Origin of the sequence: Sediminibacterium sp. KACHI17 (assembly GCF_040362915.1) — a bacterium.
Lineage (GTDB): Bacteria > Bacteroidota > Bacteroidia > Chitinophagales > Chitinophagaceae > Sediminibacterium.
This window is the reverse complement of the sequence record NZ_AP029612.1, coordinates 1,252,335-1,272,110: the sequence shown is the minus strand read 5'-3', so window position 1 is coordinate 1,272,110 and position 19,776 is coordinate 1,252,335. Positions and strand designations below refer to the sequence as shown.

The following is a 19,776-nucleotide window of genomic DNA, read 5'->3' as shown; positions in this document are numbered from 1 at the left end:
TATAAACTATTCAATAATTCTCTCTTCATTAGACATTTTGGTCAAACCATTGTTCTGTAAGATCTCTTTGGCCAAATTCAGATAATTGATAGCTCCTTTACTTTCAGCGTCATACAGGATCACAGGTTTGCCCACACTTGGTGACTCACTCAGACGAGTATTTCGGTGGATGATGGTAGAAAAAACCATTTCATCAAAATGTCTTCTCACTTCACTTACCACTTGGTTGCATAAGCGCAAGCGACCGTCATACATGGTCATTAAGATACCTTCAATTTGTAATTCAGGATTCAGACGACTCTGCACAATTTTGATGGTATTCAATAGTTTTCCTAATCCTTCCAAGGCAAAAAATTCACATTGTACAGGCACGATCACACTATCAGATGCAACGAGTGAGTTTACGGTAATTAATCCCAATGAAGGCGAGCAGTCAATGATGATAAAGTCATAACGATCTTTTACTGCATCTAAAATTCCCTTCATCACATTCTCACGATTCGGGTAGTTGATCATTTCAATCTCAGCACCTACAAGGTCAATATGTGAGGGAATGATATCAAGATTGGGGATCTCACTTTTAAGTATCACATCCGCTGCAACTGCATTATTCACCATGCAATCATATAAGCTGCTTGTAATATTGTGCAGGTCAAATCCAACACCTGTAGTACTGTTGGCCTGTGGGTCAGCATCTACCAATAATGTTTTGAATTCAAGCACCGCTAAACTCGCAGCGACATTGATAGCAGTAGTAGTTTTACCTACGCCCCCTTTCTGATTGGCAACTCCGATTATTCTCGCCATAATGATTCTTAAGCTTCCGTAGAACGGAATATTTTTATTTTAAAGGTCAATGGTTGTTCCGATACCCGGTAATAACAATTCTTTTCCGGCTGATTTAAATGTTTGAATCGCAGCTTCAGTATCGATCTTAATAAATCCGAATGTATTGTAATGTACGCCAACTACACGGTTACATTGTACAAAATCAGCACAACGAACGGCATCTGTCACATCCATGGTAAAATTATCACCCAAGGGTAGTACTGCGAAATCAAGCTGGGTCCAGGCCGGGATCAATTGCATGTCCAATGTGAGGGCCGTATCACCACTATAGTAAAAGTTAGCTTCTTCTGTCATGAATAAAAAACCCATGGGATTACCACCATAACTGCCATCGGGTAAACCACTGCTATGCTGTGCCACCACACATTTTACGGTTCCAAAATCGAAACTCCATTTTCCACCCGTATTCATCGGATGAGATTTCTCAATGCCTTGTTTTGTGATCCATTCATGAATTTCCCAAGCACTCACCACCGTGCAGCCTGTTCTTTTGGCAATACCTACCGCATCGGCAATATGATCAGCATGTCCATGAGATAAAAAGATGTAGTCGGCTTCAATACTATTCACATCAATATCTTTCGCCAACTCATTGTAGGTAATAAACGGGTCAAAAAGGATCTTTTTTCCTTTGATCTCCACTTGAAAACAAGAATGTCCATAATAAGTCAGTTTCATAGCCACATTTCTTTGAAGGACGCCAAAAATACGGTTTCAAAGACATCTTTTGAAAGAATCTTATCCATAGAAAATGGTTCATGGTTCGGGGCTCATGGCCGATGGTTTGATTGCTTCATTTTTGGCAGAAAAAGGGTATCTAAACAGTTTGGCTAACCCATATGTTAAATGTTCATTGTGGATGAGTGGGAGGGCTTCTTCTCCTAAAATGCAATATTTTTATCAACTATACGTCTACATACACATTAAAACTTTTTCATGCGTAATGCCGGTACTCTGTGGGTGATCGCCCTCATCATGCTTTTACTTGATTTTTATGTATTTCAGGCTGTTAGAACGGTCACACAGACCCTTTCAGATAAAACCCGAATGATCATCCATATCGGATATTGGGTATTATCAATATGTACACTGGTTGCATTGTTATCTTTCCCGTACATACAGGGTTTACAGAACTCAAAATTTTACCGGAATTATGTTTTTGCGATTCTGGTTGGGTTATTTTTTGCCAAACTGATTGCCGCACTTTTTTTCCTGACCGATGATCTCAGACGTATGGCTCTTTGGCTGATGAGTAAGATATTCCCGGGTACCGGCGCTCAGTATATGAGTAATAATGGTGGAGGCATTCCTCGTTCTACTTTTTTGAGTTGGTTGGGACTGGGAATAGGAGGGTCATTGTTTGGTACTTTATTATACGGGTTCAGTAACAAATACAATTACCAGATCAAAAGATTAAAACTTTCATTTCCCAATCTGCCGGCGGCTTTTCGCGGAATGAAGATGGTTCATATCAGTGATATTCACAGTGGCAGTTTTCAAAACAAAAAGGCAGTTGATCATGGAATTGATATGATCCTTCAGGAAAAGCCGGATCTGATCGTATTTACAGGAGATCTGGTCAATGATCGTGCTTCTGAAATGGAAGAATATAAATCCGTCTTTGCCCGTTTAAAGGCTCCGATGGGTGTGTTTAGTACATTAGGTAACCATGATTATGGAGATTATGTTTCATGGCCCACACGTGAAGAAAAAGCCGCCAATCTGGAGGCGCTGAAAAAAACTCATGCAGATATGGGATGGCGTTTGCTGATGAATGAACATGTGACATTTGAAAGAACAGGTCAACAAATTGCATTGTTAGGTATAGAGAACTGGGGTGCTAAAGGACGTTTCCCAAAATATGGGAAAATGGATCTCGCGTATCCCGGAACTGAAAATATTCCCTTCAAAATATTGCTAAGTCATGACCCCAGTCATTGGGATGCACAGATCAGAACAGAGTATACAGATATTGATCTGATGCTATCCGGACATACGCATGGGATGCAATTCGGATTAGAGAACCCTTACTTCAAATGGAGTCCCGTTCAATGGATGTACAAGCAATGGGCTGGATTATATGAAGAAGGAAAACAAAAATTATACGTGAATAGAGGCTTTGGTTTTATCGGTTATCCCGGCAGGGTGGGGATATTGCCGGAGATCACAGTGATTGAGTTCGCGTGACGGGGCTTAGATATTGGTGAATAGTCCATGGTCAATGGTCAATGGTTTCTGTTGAGTAATCTATAGGTTATACTTTATTCTGACCCTCACTACTCATGATCCACTTAATGGACCTTTATTGGCAAGGTCACGATCAGGTATTCCCATTCGATCATCACACCTGCATCTTTACCTGAAGGAATTACTGAATAGGTTAGTCGCTGGGTAACCTGTTGCTTTCTCACCGGTTTTACTTTTACGCGTACAATATCTTCCGATATGTTGTAAGCATCAGCAAGGTGTTGTTGATAGTTGGTATTCAAGATGATGGTCCATTCGGTTTTACCAGGAATGGTGAATAGGGCATATTTTCCTTTTGGAATTTTCTTGCCTCCAATGGTCACATCCTTAGAAAAATCAATGGAAGTAGCATTATGGGCACCGGTAGCCCATACCTGATCATAGGCCACCAATCCACCCCAGATCATTCTTCCTTTTACACCCGGAGAGCCATATTCGATATGGATATGTGTATCTCCGATCGTTTTCATCGATACTCTTTTCGGACTACCCTTCATCGTATCCTTAGCGATTAGGCCTTTGTTGACACTATCAGCATATCCGTCTCCAGAAATGTGTTGATGTTGAGCCTTGAGTGAATAAAAACATAGCGTAAGTATCAATAGAGGAAAAATCCGCATAATGATTGATTTGATACAAAGTAATGTGATAATCCATCACCTTTTAGTGATTTTATTCATGCTGATGGTTCTTTGGCGGGAGCATTTGAACCGGCTAACATCTTCTGTTCTGAGTTTGGCGTGTTTGGTGAATCTACCAGCCATTCTTTTACGCCACATTTTAAAGCTGCTTTTTTTACTATTGGCACGCATCAGTTCAATCACTTCCTTTTCTTTCAGACCGAATTGGAATAAAATGGCCTCAAAAGGGGTACGGTCTTCCCAGGCCATCTCGATGATGCGGTCAATATCCTTATCTGTTAAAAGTTCCATATAACGTTAAACAATTACAATAATAAATGGTTGTGCAGCGTTACGGCCTTGATTTGCATCTTGTATCTGATTTTTGGCACGGTGCTTGAAAAGGAATAAGTATTAAAATAAACCTTATGAAGAAATTATTTGTAGCAGTCGTTGTATTGTTCGGTACCATCAACTTGGTATATGCTCAGGGAGCAAGGGTTGGCGTTAAACTAGGAACCAACCTGAATAAAATATCCGGTCAATCATTTAAAGATGGATTTGACCTATCTTATCATGTAGGTGGCTTTTTAGAGCTGGATATCAATCGTAAATGGGGAATTCAGCCGGAAGTACTTTGGAGTCAAACAAGTACCAAGAGAACGAATTTTAATGCGATTTATCCTACTGAGATCAACCCTTTCAATAATAATGAAAAGATCAAGCTCGATTATTTATCTATTCCCGTTTTATTGCGCTATTCAGTAGGAGGTATTCTTACATTGAATGTGGGCCCTCAGTTTGGTATTCTACTGAATCAGGATAAAACTTTGTTGCAAAATGGTGAAACGGCTTTTAAATCAGGTGATTTCTCTATGGTAGCCGGGGGGCAACTAAATTTCAAATTCCTCCGTATCTATGGAAGATACAATATCGGCTTACAAAATATCAATGACATTGATAATAAAGATAAGTGGACCAACCAGCAAATTCAACTGGGTTTAGGTTTGCGGTTTTAAGATCCAATATCCATCAGGATTTTAAAACAGGGTAACCAGTCTTTCTTCCGAAAGATGGTTACCTTTTTTTATGCTTTCATTTTGAAGGATCTCTTAAGCGATTGGATCTTTTGCTTGAAAGACAACAGCTCCTGCATTTGTTGATTGATAAAGCTATTCTCTTCCAATTTTCCGAGAATGGTATTCATCTCAGCAAAGCTTTCATAGACCATCTTTCTGAAAGGATTTTGATAGTCCTTTGCCCTGGATTCATGAATACCTTTTGTCATCCATTCTTTAACGGTCACTGTATGATCGAGGAATCGTTGTAGTGTTTGTGGTGTCAATTTTCGAAGCGGATATTCTTCTATCTCTTCTAAAGATGCCAATGCATGTAATGCCTTTTGTTTATTGTAGCGGCTTCCCAGTTGTTGATAGTTTTGATGTACATCTTCCCAAGACTTGATCTTCCCTGTTTTGATTTTTTCTTTCAATTGTGTCAGCTCAAGTTTAGGAATCAATTGTCCGCCCAGATTCACCCATTCATTTCTGCTATTTTTAGCAGGGATCATTTTTTGAATAGCTTCAATGGTACGCACTTTTTGGTCTTGTATCATCTCGATCAAATGGAGGGAGCCATAATAACGGATCAGATCTCTGAATAAATGATAAGCAGTTCTGGTTTTTAAGAGAATCACTTTTCGCTTGCTATTCTCAAATCCATCCACGGTTATTTCTAATTGATCTACCATTTTATCAGCACTCAAGAGAAGTTGTTTGCCGGTTAGAATTGCTTCTTCTTTACTTAAGGCTTTACGACTCGTATGCTGGGCTTTATGATAAGCATGTCCTGTCGCTTCTTCCATAATGGCAAGTGCTGCAAACATTTCGTTGATGGTATCTGGAGCCAGATAGTCGTATTCTATTAATTGAATACGCTCAGTTCTTTTATCCCTGTCTACATATTTCCATGCATTTCTTGCCAATGCATACATATTATATAAGAACCAGTATCCCGGCATCACCATTAACTGATCATTGCTAACATCATTACTCACCAACGAGAATGGTACCTTAATATTCAATTCCGATGGATAATCACCTTTGGTCAAAATGGTAAACCCGGCAAATACAGAATTGTGTTTCAGACTTACACATAATCCAGGCCAGAAACCACGCCCCATAATGATCTCACCATCTGCACCTCGGCTATTGTGGTTCGATCCAATAGTAGCACCTGCAGCAATATTACTTTGCCCCATTACTAGTGCAGCACATAAGAAAGAATTATTATGGTGTTGCTCATGTGCCGGAAAGATCAAAGAATTTAATACTTCACAACAAGAGATCGTTGCATTGTGTCCGAGATAAGAGTTGATCAATCGGGCTCCATATTTCAATTGAGAATGCGAAGCCATGATAAAGCGAACCGCTTTAACACCATAAAACATTTTACAACCAAAACCAATGATACCATTCACTGCTTCACAACCTTCTCCAATCTGTGTTTTACCTTCTTCACCTGAGTTGATCGTCAGGTTCTTGAGCTTGTTGGCTCCTTTGATATAAGCATCTGTCCCAACCCATACATCTTTAATGATACTACAGTTTTTGATCACCGTTCTATCACCAACCTTTCCATAATATCCTCTTTTATTATCAAATCTCGCTTCTGTAAATTGTCTGAACTTATCCTGCAATACCTTGTCATCTTTATCCCGACTCCACAACAATGCATCGCCTGCCAGCATACCATTGAATGGCAAAACCCTTCTGCCGGTATTTTCATTACAGATCTCCATCCAGATTCTCACATCTTCTGATTCGCCTTCCTTAATAATACCATTTCCGAATTTCGCATGATTGGTAGATACTAATTCATTCACATTTGTAATGATGACCTCACTGCCAATAATATAATGAGATAAATAGTTGACATTGTCGATGCACACGTTATCGCCAAAATCACAACTGATAATAGTAGAATTGTATAAACCAACCGGCACTTTCAGATCACTAAAGCCCAAGCAAAATGGTTCGAGCTTACCAATACGAACAAGTCCGAAAAACTTACAGTTTTTTACGAGCTCAGGATTGAAAGCGTCTGATACCAATATCTTATTCCAGTCATCGCTGGTATTTCGGTTTCTAACCAAAACCTCAATTTCATAAGCGTTCAATGTGCGATATACAATACCATTTCGGTTTTGCATATTGCGCAGGTAATATTCATCTTTTCCTTTCGGTAAGAAAGGTGCAGAGACAAACTGATAACCCAAAGATGACAATGGGGTTTTTAATATGACGTTTTGTGGCATGTTGCAGATGATTTGTCTTTACCGCTGTATCTTTTTTTTACTGAAACAGACATTGTGATCTTTTATTCAACCGTAACACTCTTAGCCAAATTTCTAGGTTTATCTACATCAAGTCCTTTCGCTACACCCACATAATAACTTAGTAATTGCAGTGGGATGCAACTCAATAATGGTGCAATCACTTCATCCGTATCCGGAACAAACATTACATCATCCGCCATACCGGGGATGATCTCATCATTTTGAGTGGCGACAGCGATCACCATTCCCTTTCTAGCTTTGATCTCCTGTACGTTTGAAACGATCTTTTCGTAATAAGAATCTTTTGTTGCTACAAATACCACGGGTAATTTATCATCGACTAGGGCAATCGGACCGTGTTTCATTTCCGCAGCAGGATATCCTTCTGCATGGATATAAGAGATTTCTTTCAATTTCAAAGCGCCTTCTAGTGCCACCGGAAAGTTATATCCACGTCCGAGGAATAGAAAATCACTTGCATCTTTATACTTCACAGCGATTCGTTGAATATTAGATGTGTCTGCAAGTATTTCTTTTACTTTTTCAGGAATGGCTTCCAGTTCCTTCATTAATCCGAGATAGCGTTTTTCATCAATGGTTCCTTTTGCATATCCGATCTTCAATGCCATCATGGTGAGAACAGCGAGCTGTCCTGTAAATGCCTTGGTACTCGCAACGCCGATCTCTGGTCCGGCGTGTGTATATGCGCCGGCATGACTCAATCGAGCGATACTACTTCCAACTGCATTCACAACACCAAAGATGAAAGCACCTTTTTCTTTTGCGCTTTCCAGTGCCACTAATGTATCAGCTGTTTCACCACTTTGAGAAATAGCGATGATCACATCACCTTTATTCACTACCGGATTTCTATACCTGAATTCAGATGCATATTCAACTTCAACGGGTATACGGCACAATTCTTCGATCTGGTATTCAGCGATCAAACCTGCGTGCCAGCTGGTTCCGCAAGCCACGATCAAGATACGCTGTGCACTTTTTAATGCTTCAATATGGTTGTCAACACCACTCATAATGATCTGTCCCGTCTGAGGCAGTAATCTTCCGCGCAAACAGTCAAAAATAGTATCTGGTTGTTCATGAATTTCTTTAATCATGAAGTGATCATATCCACCTTTCTCGATAGCAGCCAATTCCATATCCAGTTTGGTGATGAAAGGTGTTTGTTTCTCGTTACCCAGATTTTTTAAAATCAATTCATCTGGACGAACAATCGCGATCTCATAATCATTCACATATACCACTTCTTTTGTGTATTCAATGATCGGAGAGGCATCACTCGCAAGAAAATGTTCGCCTTTGCCGATTCCGATTACCAGTGGACTACCTTTTCTGGCAGCGAGGATGGTTTCCGGATCATCTTTTGAGATCAATAAAATACAATATGCACCCACGATACGTTTCAATGCAATGCGTAATGCCTCTTCGAGTGAACAGTTATTATTGATCTTGATGTCTTCGATAAAGTTTAGCAATACTTCTGTATCAGTATCACTTTTAAACGTGTAGCCTTTTGTGATAAGCTCCTGTTTGATATGCGCATAATTCTCAATGATCCCATTATGGATCATGGCTAATTCACCGCTCTGCGATAAATGAGGATGCGCATTGCGATCACTGGGTTCACCATGTGTAGCCCAACGTGTATGACCAATACCAATGTGGGACTGAACATCTTTTCCCACGGTATCTTCTTCCATTTCCGCTACTTTACCTTTTTTCTTGTAAACATTCAGTTTGCCGTTATTCAGTAAAGCCACACCTGAACTGTCATAACCCCTATATTCCAGTCTTTTAAGTCCTTTTAATACTATTGGGTAGGCTTCTCTATGGCCTACGTATCCAACGATACCGCACATACATTTTTCATTTAAGAGTTCAATAATCAACGGTAACTTACTACCGTATTCGTATAAAAAGTTACAAATATTCAATATAAACTCAAATAAATTCAATGCATTACATATTTGATCTTTCGAAAGAGTATGTTTTAGAAAATGAATGCGTGTTATTGCGCCCTTTACAACGGAATGATTGCGATAATTTGCGGCATTTTTCGCTGAATCAACCCGAGATATGGACTTATTCCTTGCAAAAAGCAGCAGGAGAGGAAAACCTTAAAAACTATATAGAATTCGCTGTTAGGGCTCGTGAAAAGGGAACCGAATATCCTTTCATTGTTTTTGACAAAAAGAATCAGGCATATGCAGGAAGTACAAGATTTTATGATATTCAGTTACAGCATCAAACACTGCAGTTAGGTTTTACCTGGTATGGAAAAGAATTTCAAGGCACCGGACTGAATAAACATTGTAAGTTCTTGCTCTTACAATTCGCCTTCGAACAGATAGGAATGGAACGTGTAGAGTTTCGAGCAGATTTTAATAACAAACGTAGCATCGCCGCGATGAAAAGTATAGGATGCGTAGAAGAAGGAGTGTTAAGAAGTCATGCAAATAAAGTTGAAGGTGGAAGAAGAGATTCAATAGTCTTGAGTATACTAAAAAATGAATGGTTCAATACCGTAAAAGAAAATCTGTTTCAGAAACTGCATGACTTATGATGATTTGTCACTCTAAAGTCAGTTTCCCGATTGCGTAAAACGAATTCCGTTTATCTACAGGTTATGTTTTTCACAGCGCTGAGTTTTGCTCCACAAAATAAAAGCGTTCATGAAAAGAATAGGAAATACAACTGCTCGTTTTATCACATTCGTTCTAGTCTTACTGATCACTCTTACACCCCGATCAGTTTTTGCATCCGGAGATGAACCAGGATCAGCCATCATCAAAGGGAAAGTATTGACCAATCATGGTACTCCGATCATCTATGCTACCATTACCATTAAAGAGAATAATAGAACTGTATTGACGGATGAAGAAGGTTTTTTTGCCTTCAGAAACATGCATGCAGGAACCTATTCATTGATCGTAAGTTCTTCAGGATTTGGTACTGCTACAAAAGTTGTTGAGGTACAAGAAAAAGAAACCAGTGTTATATCCATTACCATTGAAACCGGTATTACAGAACTAGCAGAAGTTACAGTAAACAGTGGCAGAAGAAAGTTTTACCGTGTATCGAGTGAATCAGTGGCGCGTATGCCCTTGAAGAACCTGGAAAATCCGCAAGTATATAATACCATCACTGCCAGTTTGCTGCAGGAACAAGTGATTACACAATTTGATGATGCTTTAAAAAATGCCCCGGGCATTGATAAATTATGGAGTTCTACCGGAAGAGGTAGTGATGGAGCGGCTTATTTCTCTTTGCGTGGATTTAGCGTACAACCTTCGATGATCAATGGAGTGGCTGGATTAACCAATGGTGGATTGGATCCTGCTAATATCGAAAGGATTGAGGTCATTAAAGGTCCTTCGGGAACTTTATTTGGAAGTAGTCTTGTGTCTTTTGGTGGATTGATCAACTTACAAACAAAACGTCCATATGATACTACAGGTGGAGAGATCAGTTATACCGGGGGAGGTTTCGGATTGAATAGATTAACTACAGATATCAACTCACCGTTGAATGCTTCTAAAACAGCTTTATTCAGACTGAATACTGCCTATCATGCTGAAGGAAGTTTTCAGGATGCTGGTTTTAGAAAATCTTTATTCATAGCACCTTCCTTTTCTTTCAAAGCCAATGAGAAACTCTCTTTTTTATTGAACACTGAATTTTACCAGTCAGAATCAACCAACCCGTTGATGTTGTTCTTAAATAGAACCAGAAAGCTCAACGCCACCACTGTTAATGAATTAAAGGTAGACTTCAACCGATCCTTCACCAGTAATGATATTACGATCAAAACTCCAACAGTGAATTTATTTGGACAAATGACGTATAAGTTTAATAGTATCTGGACCTCGCAAACCAATATTTCAAGAAGTACTCGTAAGTCAGATGGTTATTATTCTTATGTCATGTATATTCTTCCCGGTGATTCTTTATTGAATCGTTATGTCAGTAATCAAAATGCAACAGGGTATTCTACCAGTTTTCAGCAAAACTTTATGGGTGATTTTTATGTTGGTAAGATGAGAAATAGAATGGTTGCAGGGATTGATGTATTACACCTCTCGGCTCAAAACAATAGCTCAGCTTATGTATTATTTGATACGGTGAATGCTATCAGATCAGATAGTAAGTATACACAACTAAATAAGGCAGCTTTAGACAACAGATTTGCCCAAAACAATAATCCAACCAGAAATACAACCAATAGCTACACCTATAGTGCCTATATATCCAATGTGTTAAATATCACAGATCAGCTAATGGCAATGATGAGTGTGCGATTAGATCGTTTTGATAATAAAGGTACTTTAACCCATCGAACCAATACCATCGCAGGAGCATTTGCGCAAACAGCTGTATCACCCAAATTCGGATTAGTGTATCAGATCCTAAAAGACAAAGTCTCCTTATTTGGCAATTACATGAATGGATTTAGAAATGTAAATACTGTTACACAGCCTGATGGAAGCGTCAGTAATTTCAAGCCTCAACAGGCTAATCAGTGGGAGGGAGGTGTAAAAGCAGAATTGCTGAATAGAAAGATCACAGCTTCATTATCATACTACAATATTTACGTAACCAATATTACTCGTCCAGATCCATCGAGAGCAGGCTTTACGATTCAGGATGGAAATATGTCGAGTAGAGGATTCGAAGCCGATATTTCTGCCAATCCACTACCCGGATTGAACCTGATAGCAGGTTATAGTTTCAACAAAAGTTTGAATGATAAAACAGATGCGGCAAGTAATGGCAGACGCCCGGTAACTGCGGGTCCTGAGCAGCTTATGAATTTGTGGGCGAGTTATCAGTTTGTTCAAGGGAAATTAAAAGGCTGGGGTATCGGATTCGGTGGCAACCATGCGAGTGAAAATATCATCACTAATAACAGTGTGAACGGACTGTTTACCATTCCTGCGTATACTGTTGCTCATTCAACTTTATTTTATAATGCCGCTTCGTTTAGAATTGCATTGAAAGTAGATAATGTTTTCAATGAGCGTTATTTCAAAGGGTGGACAACCGTAGAACCTCAGTTGCCACGCAGAGTATCTGCGAATATTAGTTTCCGTTTTTAATTCACCATTGAATACATATCTATTGTGTTTCTAAAACTACCACCAGCGATTCGGAAGATCATTTTACAAATACATCTCTGGCTCGGACTTATTACCGGGCTAGTGGTATTCATTGTTTCGATTACAGGCGCTATTTATTGTTTTGCACCCGAATTACAACAACTAACACAACCATACAGATCTGTAGAAGCTAAAAGAGACCGTTTTTTACCAGCTTCTACATTAATAGCAATTGCTGAAAAGCAGATACCTGATAAAAAAGCCAAGCGACTGTATTATGGTCAGCCAAACAAAGCTGCCTATGCTTTATTTTTTGAAAAGGGCGGATACTACCATACTGTATTTATGAACCCTTATGATGGTACGGTGCTGAAGACAAAAAATATGCGGAAAGATTTTTACAACATCATTCTGTATTTGCATTTTACATTATTGATTCCTTATGGTCAGGAAATTGTAGGCTGGAGTACACTCATTTTTTTCATTATGATCATTAGTGGAATCATTTTATGGTGGCCAAGAAATAAAGCAGCAACAAAAGCAAGATTTCAAATCAAATTGAAAGCTTCTCCCAAGCGATTAAATTATGACTTGCATAACGTGCTCGGCTTTTATAGTAGTTGGGTACTCATATTCACCGTTTTTACCGGACTGATTTGGGCATTTGATGGTTTTGCTAATACGATATACAAACTTACCGGTGAAAAACATTCTATCATTCAACAAAAACTACCTGTATCTGATACTAGCCAAAAAAATATGCTAACTCCACAAAAAGCAATTGATAAAGTTTGGTATCAGGTTGAAAATGAGATGCGTAGTACGTATAAAGCAGTAGAATTGATTTTACCACAAACTGATAGTGCCGCAATTTTGTTGAGGGCTAACCCGTCTGAAAAAACATTTTATAAAACAGACTACCGCTACTTTGATCAATATACAGGCAGGGAATTTGATAATGCATATGGCTGGGGTAAATACAGTGATGTGACAACATTATCTGATCGTATCCGTAGAATGAATTATGATATACATATCGGAGCTGTAATGGGTTATCCGGGCAGGATTGCAGCTTTCTTAGCTGCACTGATTGCAGCGAGTTTACCAATAACAGGTCTGTTGATTTGGTTAGGCAAAAGAAAGAGAAAATAAACTACCTGAATAAGTCGAGATATTTAATATGCTATAAAATCTTTGGTTGGCTTTAAGAATACCTATTTATCAGTATTGCGTCTTTTCGCAGTTTTTTTTGAAAAGATTAGTTGTATTTTTACTGCTCAGTTCCCCCCGCTGATAAATAAATTTATTGTAACCATGTCACAGCGGACTGTTTTATCAGATACAAATGATATCAGAATTGTAGCAAAAGATATCAGTGTTTTTTCTTGTAGAAAACGAATATTCAAAGCGAGGTTTCATCATTTTACAGATGCTCAGAACATAGAACTGGAAAAAGCGGTTGTTCGTTACTATTCCCTGAATCAACACAGTTTTTGGAATATACTGCCCGGCTATACATTCATCTTGTATTTGTTTTTAGTGGTTGCAAATATTATTTCTTATACCAAGTTGGGGTTAATACCTATTATCCTTTTATACATTCCCTTTGCACTAGTTTCTGTGTATCTCATCAGAACAGCGATTACTTGGTATGCAAAAAAATCTTTGCTGAAACTGGCGCATGATCTTGAATTGCAAAATGCTCAATACTCTTTTGCGATGTCTGCGAGACAAAAATGATCTTAAGGTATTAGAGTAAGAGTCCTTGTAAAAAGAAATACGCGAAGCTGAAATAAATAATCAGTCCGGTAACATCCACTAAAGTTGCAACAAAAGGAGCGGAAGAAACTGCGGGGTCAGCCCCTAGTCTCTTCAGAAAAATGGGCAACATAGATCCTGAAAGTGTTCCCCAAAGCACTACACCTACCAATGAAAATCCAACCGTGAATGCGATCATCATCCAATGGTCTCCATAGATATCGGGAAAGAAGGAATGCCATACTGCAACACGAACAAAGCCGATGATACCTAATACGGCTCCAAGTAAAAGTCCGCTTAAGATCTCTCTTCTTAATACACGCCACCAATCACCGATCGTAATTTCTCCCACGGCCATGGCCTGTATAATTAAGGTAGAGGCCTGTGAACCACTGTTACCGCCACTGGAAATGATCAAGGGAACAAATAATGCCAATACAACAGCTTTGGCAATTTCATCTTCGAAATATCCCATCGCGGTAGCCGTGAGCATTTCTCCCAAAAAAAGAACGATGAGCCAGCCCACTCTTTTTCTGAACAGTTTGAATAAAGGGATATCTAAATAAGGCTCATTTAAAGCTTCTGTACCCCCGATCTTCTGCATGTCTTCACTGAATTCTTCATTTGCTACCCACAACATGTCATCAATGGTTACGATGCCAAGCAGGATATTATTGTCATCTACTACAGGCAAAGCAACGCGGTTATTCATTTTGAAGATCTGATTGGCATGTTCTTGGTCATCATGCACATTCAAGGAAACCACCCTTCCATCAATTACTTCATCCATGCGCTTATCAGGGGCTGCCAGGATCACATCTCTGATCCTGATATCATCGATCAGGGCTCCATGTTCATCGATCACATAGATGACATCAATGGTTTCACTATTCTTTCCAAATTTTCTAATGGTGGTAAAAACTTCTGATACAGTATTGTGTGCATACACATATACATAATCAGGGGTCATCAGTCGGCCCACACTGTCTTCCGGATATCCCAACATGGACAGTGTGATCTTTCTTTCTTCGGGGTCTAATAATTTGATCAGGTCTCTGATAGCTGCTTTGGGTAACTCTTCCAAAAAGTCTGTACGGTCATCTGCAGGTAACTCATTGAGTAGTTCGGCTGTTTTGGAAGAGGGCAGTTCTTTTACAATATCTTTCTGTTGTGCAATGTCTAAGATCTTGAAAACGCTGGCAGCACGGTGTATGGCCATATTGGCGATGATCTGTGCCTCATACTCAGGAAAGTCATTGATGAGTCCGGCAACATCACTGATATTCTGATGATCCAGAAATTCTCTGATCTCCAGCTTATCCTCTTTTTCGATCAGTTCTTCAAACTGCTCATTTAAATCCGGTTGTTCCAATTCCAATGACATGTGTGCAATTTAATAAGTTATACCGAAAGCTCCATTAGAAGGACTATTAGCATCCAAACTTTTCAGATGTAGCGGTATCTTTACCTGAAACCGAAATTTGTAGGCTATGATTCTACCTTTTCTTACCATAGGTCCATCTGAGAACAGAGGCAGAGGTGTTTTTACAACAGAAGACATAGCCATCGATACGGTTATTGAAATATCTCCGGTATTGGTACTAACTCCGGAAGAACGAAAAAATGTAGAACAAACGATATTGTTTGATTATATTTTTGAATGGGGGGATGAAATGAAAGGGGCCTGTGTTGCATTGGGATATGTATCGGTGTACAATCATTCCTATGCAGCCAATTGTATCTATGAGATGGATTTCGAACATGAACTGATACAGATCAGAACTGTGAAACCTGTCAATGCAGGAGAAGAACTTTTTATCAACTATAATGCAGATCCGGATGATACCAAACCTATATGGTTTGAAGCTACCTGATCATAAAGGTTGTTCATATTGATAGAGCCCGTTTTTGATGGCATATACGGTCATACCTGCTAAACTATTGACATTCATTTTTCTAAAAATAGCAGAACGATAATTTTCAACAGTTCTAACACTTAAAGAAAGCTGTTGTGCGATCTCTTTACTGCTTTTGTCATCACAGATCAATGCGATCATTTTCTTTTCTGTATCTGAAAATATCTGTTTTTGTTTTTGAGAAAAGGGGTTATAAATACCTTTTCTCACCATCAATGCAAGTTTATGGGAAGTACTCTTACAGTAATAAGTAAGGTTTTTATGAACAGCATCTATCGCTTGGAATAATTCATCTTTGTTCACCCCTTTTGTTACATATCCAGTTACACCTGCATCCAATGCAGATGCGATCATAAATTCATCGTCAAAATGGGTGAGTGCGAGAAAGCGAATCTCGGGTTGGTCAAGGTGAATGCTTCTGATCGCGTCAATTCCATTCATGCCTGGCATTTTAAGATCGCTGATAATTACATCAGGCTGATGATTTTTGGCAGCTTCGATCAAGCTTGTTCCGTTCCGACAACTAGCTATTACCTGATAGTGAGAAACTGTTTCGAGGATATCCTGTAAACCATGTCGAAATATATCATGATCATCAGCAATAATGATCTTAATGTTGGCCATATTGGCGACAGCAGTAGTAGAGAAGCTTTTCATGCAAAGGGTAGTTTACGGTCAACAAGTTTTCTCGATGTGATCAGTAGCAGTCAGCAACTGTTGCTGCTTCTAATAAAATGTAGCAATGCAGTCACGCCTATAATTGGGGGATTGGCTTATAGTGCAAGATGATCTGACCAGATTACAAAGATAAATAGTAAGAATATGTGATGATACTTTTCTCAAGAACCGGCTTGCTTTTTTGATGTAAAAAAGTTCTGTTTGATTTTTACAAGGTTATTGATACAACGATTCATTTATTCTATACGTTGAAAATATGTTTCTGTAAGTGACAATCCTAATATATTGAAATTTGAACGGAGAAAAACTACTTTAGTAGTAAGATTTTGTGTTATTGTATATAAAATCGATCAATTAATTATTTAGTCAATACCCTATGAAAAAAAGTACAATATTGATTCTGCTCTTGATGGGAAGCATTATCAGTTATGGTCAAAACAATTCTGCCGTTCAGTGGATGATCGGGACCTGGAAGATCAGCACTCCACAAGGAACAATCTTGGAGATATGGCAAACAAAAAATGACAGTACGTTACAGGGGCGTAGCTTATTTGTAAAGTCAAATGGTGACAGTATTCCACAGGAAACAATCGAACTGGCTTATCGAAAAGGGGACTGGTATTATTCACCTACAGTGATGAATCAGAATGACGGGAATGCGGTTCCTTTTAAAATTATATTCATGCGGGGTACAGAATTCATTAGCGAAAACCCTACCCATGATTTTCCACAACGTATTGCTTACAGGAGAATCAAACAACATATGTATGCAAGTATTGAGGGAAAAAGAAATGGAAAATACAGTAAACAGAATTTTGACTTCACGAATGAATAAGATCGTATCAGGTTAAAATGTCGTGAATATTTTTTCCAATGTTTGCCGCTATTTTTTGCATCGGCAGATCATTATCATCTTTTCCAAAAGGATCTTCTATTTCTTCTGCGATGATTTCAAGACTTGCCAGCACATAGAAAATAAAAATCACTACCGGAATTGTGAGATAACCCAAACTCAACGCAAAGCCTAAGGGTAATGTGATGACATAGAAGAAAATGAATTTCTTAATAAATGCACTGTAGGAATAAGGAATAGGCGTATTTTTTATTCTTTCACAGGCGCCACAGATATCGAGAAAAGATTGTAACTCATGATTCAAGAACAGCAATTGATGATCAGAAATATGTTTGTCTCGGTGGAGTAGATGAACTTTGTTCATCATCAATGCTACTATCTGATTAGGGATATGTTTACTACTGTCAAAACCTGCAATCTCAGGATGAGGATCAGCATCTAATGCCAATCTGGTTTTTTCATTTTGAAGATGGATGCACAATTCACTTGCGAAAAGCGGGATGATCTTTTTGAAGAAACTTCTGTTTTTCTCATCCTCTCTTGAAAGAATACTATTCATTTTTACGGCAAGGTTGCGACTGTTATTCACCAGTGCACCCCACAATTTTCTCCCTTCCCACCACCTGTCATAAGCGGTATTGGTGCGAAAAACCAATAGCATAGAAATCGCAAAACCCAATAAGCTATGCATGGTCGTAATATTTTTTGCATAGCTGTTTTGTGTCAGCTTCAGATAGTTGGCTTCCAGGTATACGATTCCCCATGAGTAAAAGCCAATGAAAATAATCAGTGGGAAAAGTTGTCGGACCGTATCTGTCCGATGTAAAGTGAATAAAAAGCGAAGCCAATCTTTTGGGTTGTAACTGATCATACACTAAATGTACAAATACCATGGAAATTATAATAGAATAGTATCATTTGATGGCTAAAGGCTTTTAGCTCGTAACAAATCCTTAATATGAATGATTGGATCAATAGATGAATTTCGTGTAAAATTCTTCTTTTGCATCAGCAGCACGCATTACTCAAACAGTCATTCGGTAAAGATTTCTTATGGGGAGTTGCGATCTCAGCTGCACAAAACGAAGGTGCGTGGAATATAGATGGCCGGGGTCCATCCATCTGGGATCAGTTTTCAAAACGACAAGGTAAGATCAAGGGCAATGCAAAACCCAACACAGCCTGTGATTTCTACTATCGTTATAAAGATGACCTCATGCTTGTAAAGGCAATGGGCTTTAACTGCTTTCGATTCTCTATTTCATGGAGCCGAATTTTGCCGGAAGGAACCGGTAAGATCAATAAAGAAGGTGTTGCCTTTTATGATCGCATTATTGATGAATGTTTACAACTTGGATTGGTTCCTTTTATAACCCTTTATCATTGGGATCTTCCGGCAGCACTACAGAAAGAAGGTGGTTGGGCAAGTCATCAGATGCTTAAATGGTTTACACGATTTGTACAAGTTTGCACTGATGCTTATGGAGACCGTGTTAAAAACTGGATCGTCTTGAATGAGCCAATGGGTTTTACTTCACTGGGTTATATGCTTGGTAAACATGCTCCGGGCAAGACAGGACTCAGTAATTTTCTACCTGCTGTACACAACGCTGTTTTATGTCAGGCAGAAGGTGGAAGAATCATCAGGGCCAATATTTCAAGAGCTAATATTGGTACCAGTTTCTCCTGCAGTGAGGTAATGCCGTACACGCAAAAAGAAGAAGATATAAAGGCTGCGCGAAGGGCGGATATCTTATTGAATCGATTATTCATTGAGCCACTACTTGGCAGAGGGTATCCACAGGAACCAGGATTTACACTACTCGATAAATTACATCTCTATAATAAAGCATGGAAATACACTGAACAAATGCAGTTCAATTTTGATTTTATAGGAATACAAAATTATTTCAGTACGACTGTAAAATATAATCCGTTGATACCGTTTGTACAGGCTTCTGAAGTCAAAGCATATACTCGTAAAGTTCCTCATACGGCTATGGGGTGGGAGATCAATCCTGAAAGTTTTTACAGAATGATCAAACGATTTTGGTTATACGGTGGCGTTAAGCAGATCATTATTTCAGAAAGCGGTGCTGCATTTAAAGATCGGTTGATGCAAGGTGAAGTCAATGATATTGATCGTATTCAATATTTTCAGCAATACCTGACAGCTGCTTTGCGTGCCAAAAAAGAAGGGGTCAATATTGGTGGATACCTCGCATGGACACTCACAGATAATTTTGAATGGGCCGAAGGATACCAGGCTCGTTTTGGGTTGGTTCATGTGGATTTTGCCACCCAACTTCGAACCATCAAACAATCAGGATATTGGTTCAGAGACTTTCTGACCGCAAAAAGCTGACCTCGAAAGTTTATTCTGTAAAATACTCAGGTGGTT

Annotated in this window: 18 protein-coding genes; 9 read left to right on the top strand and 9 right to left on the bottom strand. The window is 38.9% G+C overall.

The window, feature by feature from the left end; translation table 11 throughout:
* Nucleotides 1-6: 6 nt before the first annotated feature.
* Together ABXG83_RS05520 and ABXG83_RS05515 are read right to left on the bottom strand one after the other, a co-directional pair.
* Nucleotides 7-807 (bottom strand): AAA family ATPase, encoded by an 801-nt coding sequence (locus ABXG83_RS05520; RefSeq protein ID WP_353550487.1) that lies wholly within the window; start codon nucleotides 805-807, stop codon nucleotides 7-9.
* A gap of 39 nt (nucleotides 808-846) precedes the next feature.
* The gene (locus tag ABXG83_RS05515; protein WP_353550486.1) at nucleotides 847-1,527 is read right to left on the bottom strand and encodes a metal-dependent hydrolase; all 681 of its coding nucleotides are present in this window, start codon (nucleotides 1,525-1,527) and stop codon (nucleotides 847-849) included.
* Between the two features lie 258 nt (nucleotides 1,528-1,785).
* Between ABXG83_RS05515 and ABXG83_RS05510 the strand changes: the two genes are divergently transcribed.
* Entirely contained in the window at nucleotides 1,786-3,036 is a 1,251-nt protein-coding gene (locus ABXG83_RS05510) for a metallophosphoesterase (protein WP_353550485.1), read from the top strand.
* A 104-nt stretch (nucleotides 3,037-3,140) separates the two neighbouring features.
* Here ABXG83_RS05510 and ABXG83_RS05505 read toward each other — a convergent pair whose 3' ends face one another.
* Together ABXG83_RS05505 and ABXG83_RS05500 are read right to left on the bottom strand one after the other, a co-directional pair.
* Nucleotides 3,141-3,716, bottom strand: coding sequence for a DUF2911 domain-containing protein (locus tag ABXG83_RS05505; RefSeq protein ID WP_353550484.1), 576 nt, complete (start codon nucleotides 3,714-3,716; stop codon nucleotides 3,141-3,143).
* Nucleotides 3,717-3,752: 36 nt separating this feature from the next.
* Nucleotides 3,753-4,028: a TIGR03643 family protein gene (locus ABXG83_RS05500; protein WP_353550483.1), complete on the bottom strand. Its 276-nt coding sequence runs from the start codon at nucleotides 4,026-4,028 to the stop codon at nucleotides 3,753-3,755.
* 116 nt (nucleotides 4,029-4,144) lie between these two features.
* Here ABXG83_RS05500 and ABXG83_RS05495 point away from each other — a divergent pair, with 116 nt between their 5' ends.
* Nucleotides 4,145-4,735 (top strand): porin family protein, encoded by a 591-nt coding sequence (locus tag ABXG83_RS05495; RefSeq protein WP_353550482.1) that lies wholly within the window; start codon nucleotides 4,145-4,147, stop codon nucleotides 4,733-4,735.
* Between the two features lie 68 nt (nucleotides 4,736-4,803).
* Here the strand turns inward: ABXG83_RS05495 and ABXG83_RS05490 are convergent, their stop codons facing one another.
* A complete protein-coding gene (locus ABXG83_RS05490) occupies nucleotides 4,804-7,032 on the bottom strand; it encodes a DUF4954 family protein (RefSeq protein ID WP_353550481.1) in 2,229 nt (742 codons plus the stop codon).
* A 62-nt stretch (nucleotides 7,033-7,094) separates the two neighbouring features.
* Entirely contained in the window at nucleotides 7,095-8,933 is a 1,839-nt protein-coding gene (gene glmS / locus ABXG83_RS05485) for a glutamine--fructose-6-phosphate transaminase (isomerizing) (protein ID WP_353550480.1), read from the bottom strand.
* 95 nt (nucleotides 8,934-9,028) lie between these two features.
* Here glmS and ABXG83_RS05480 point away from each other — a divergent pair, with 95 nt between their 5' ends.
* From ABXG83_RS05480 to ABXG83_RS05465, 4 genes are all read left to right on the top strand, one after another.
* Nucleotides 9,029-9,637: a GNAT family N-acetyltransferase gene (locus ABXG83_RS05480; protein ID WP_353550479.1), complete on the top strand. Its 609-nt coding sequence runs from the start codon at nucleotides 9,029-9,031 to the stop codon at nucleotides 9,635-9,637.
* Between the two features lie 109 nt (nucleotides 9,638-9,746).
* Nucleotides 9,747-12,170 (top strand): TonB-dependent receptor, encoded by a 2,424-nt coding sequence (locus tag ABXG83_RS05475; protein ID WP_353550478.1) that lies wholly within the window; start codon nucleotides 9,747-9,749, stop codon nucleotides 12,168-12,170.
* 24 nt (nucleotides 12,171-12,194) lie between these two features.
* Nucleotides 12,195-13,322: a PepSY-associated TM helix domain-containing protein gene (locus ABXG83_RS05470; protein ID WP_353550477.1), complete on the top strand. Its 1,128-nt coding sequence runs from the start codon at nucleotides 12,195-12,197 to the stop codon at nucleotides 13,320-13,322.
* A gap of 162 nt (nucleotides 13,323-13,484) precedes the next feature.
* The gene (locus tag ABXG83_RS05465; protein WP_353550476.1) at nucleotides 13,485-13,910 is read left to right on the top strand and encodes a hypothetical protein; all 426 of its coding nucleotides are present in this window, start codon (nucleotides 13,485-13,487) and stop codon (nucleotides 13,908-13,910) included.
* Nucleotides 13,911-13,920: 10 nt separating this feature from the next.
* On the opposite strand, the gene mgtE is transcribed toward ABXG83_RS05465, so the two are convergent.
* On the bottom strand, nucleotides 13,921-15,312 hold the full coding sequence (mgtE, locus tag ABXG83_RS05460) for a magnesium transporter (RefSeq protein WP_353550475.1): 1,392 nt from the start codon (nucleotides 15,310-15,312) through the stop codon (nucleotides 13,921-13,923).
* 106 nt (nucleotides 15,313-15,418) lie between these two features.
* Here mgtE and ABXG83_RS05455 point away from each other — a divergent pair, with 106 nt between their 5' ends.
* Nucleotides 15,419-15,802 (top strand): SET domain-containing protein, encoded by a 384-nt coding sequence (locus tag ABXG83_RS05455; RefSeq protein WP_353550474.1) that lies wholly within the window; start codon nucleotides 15,419-15,421, stop codon nucleotides 15,800-15,802.
* Here ABXG83_RS05455 and ABXG83_RS05450 read toward each other — a convergent pair whose 3' ends face one another.
* Nucleotides 15,803-16,501, bottom strand: coding sequence for a response regulator transcription factor (locus tag ABXG83_RS05450; protein WP_353550473.1), 699 nt, complete (start codon nucleotides 16,499-16,501; stop codon nucleotides 15,803-15,805).
* Between the two features lie 397 nt (nucleotides 16,502-16,898).
* Here ABXG83_RS05450 and ABXG83_RS05445 point away from each other — a divergent pair, with 397 nt between their 5' ends.
* Entirely contained in the window at nucleotides 16,899-17,357 is a 459-nt protein-coding gene (locus ABXG83_RS05445; protein ID WP_353550472.1) for a DUF6265 family protein, read from the top strand.
* Nucleotides 17,358-17,364: 7 nt separating this feature from the next.
* Here the strand turns inward: ABXG83_RS05445 and ABXG83_RS05440 are convergent, their stop codons facing one another.
* Nucleotides 17,365-18,246, bottom strand: a complete 882-nt coding sequence (locus ABXG83_RS05440; RefSeq protein ID WP_353550471.1) for a bestrophin family ion channel — start codon at nucleotides 18,244-18,246, stop codon at nucleotides 17,365-17,367.
* A 132-nt stretch (nucleotides 18,247-18,378) separates the two neighbouring features.
* Between ABXG83_RS05440 and ABXG83_RS05435 the strand changes: the two genes are divergently transcribed.
* On the top strand, nucleotides 18,379-19,740 hold the full coding sequence (locus ABXG83_RS05435; RefSeq protein ID WP_353550470.1) for a GH1 family beta-glucosidase: 1,362 nt from the start codon (nucleotides 18,379-18,381) through the stop codon (nucleotides 19,738-19,740).
* Nucleotides 19,741-19,776: the final 36 nt, after the last annotated feature.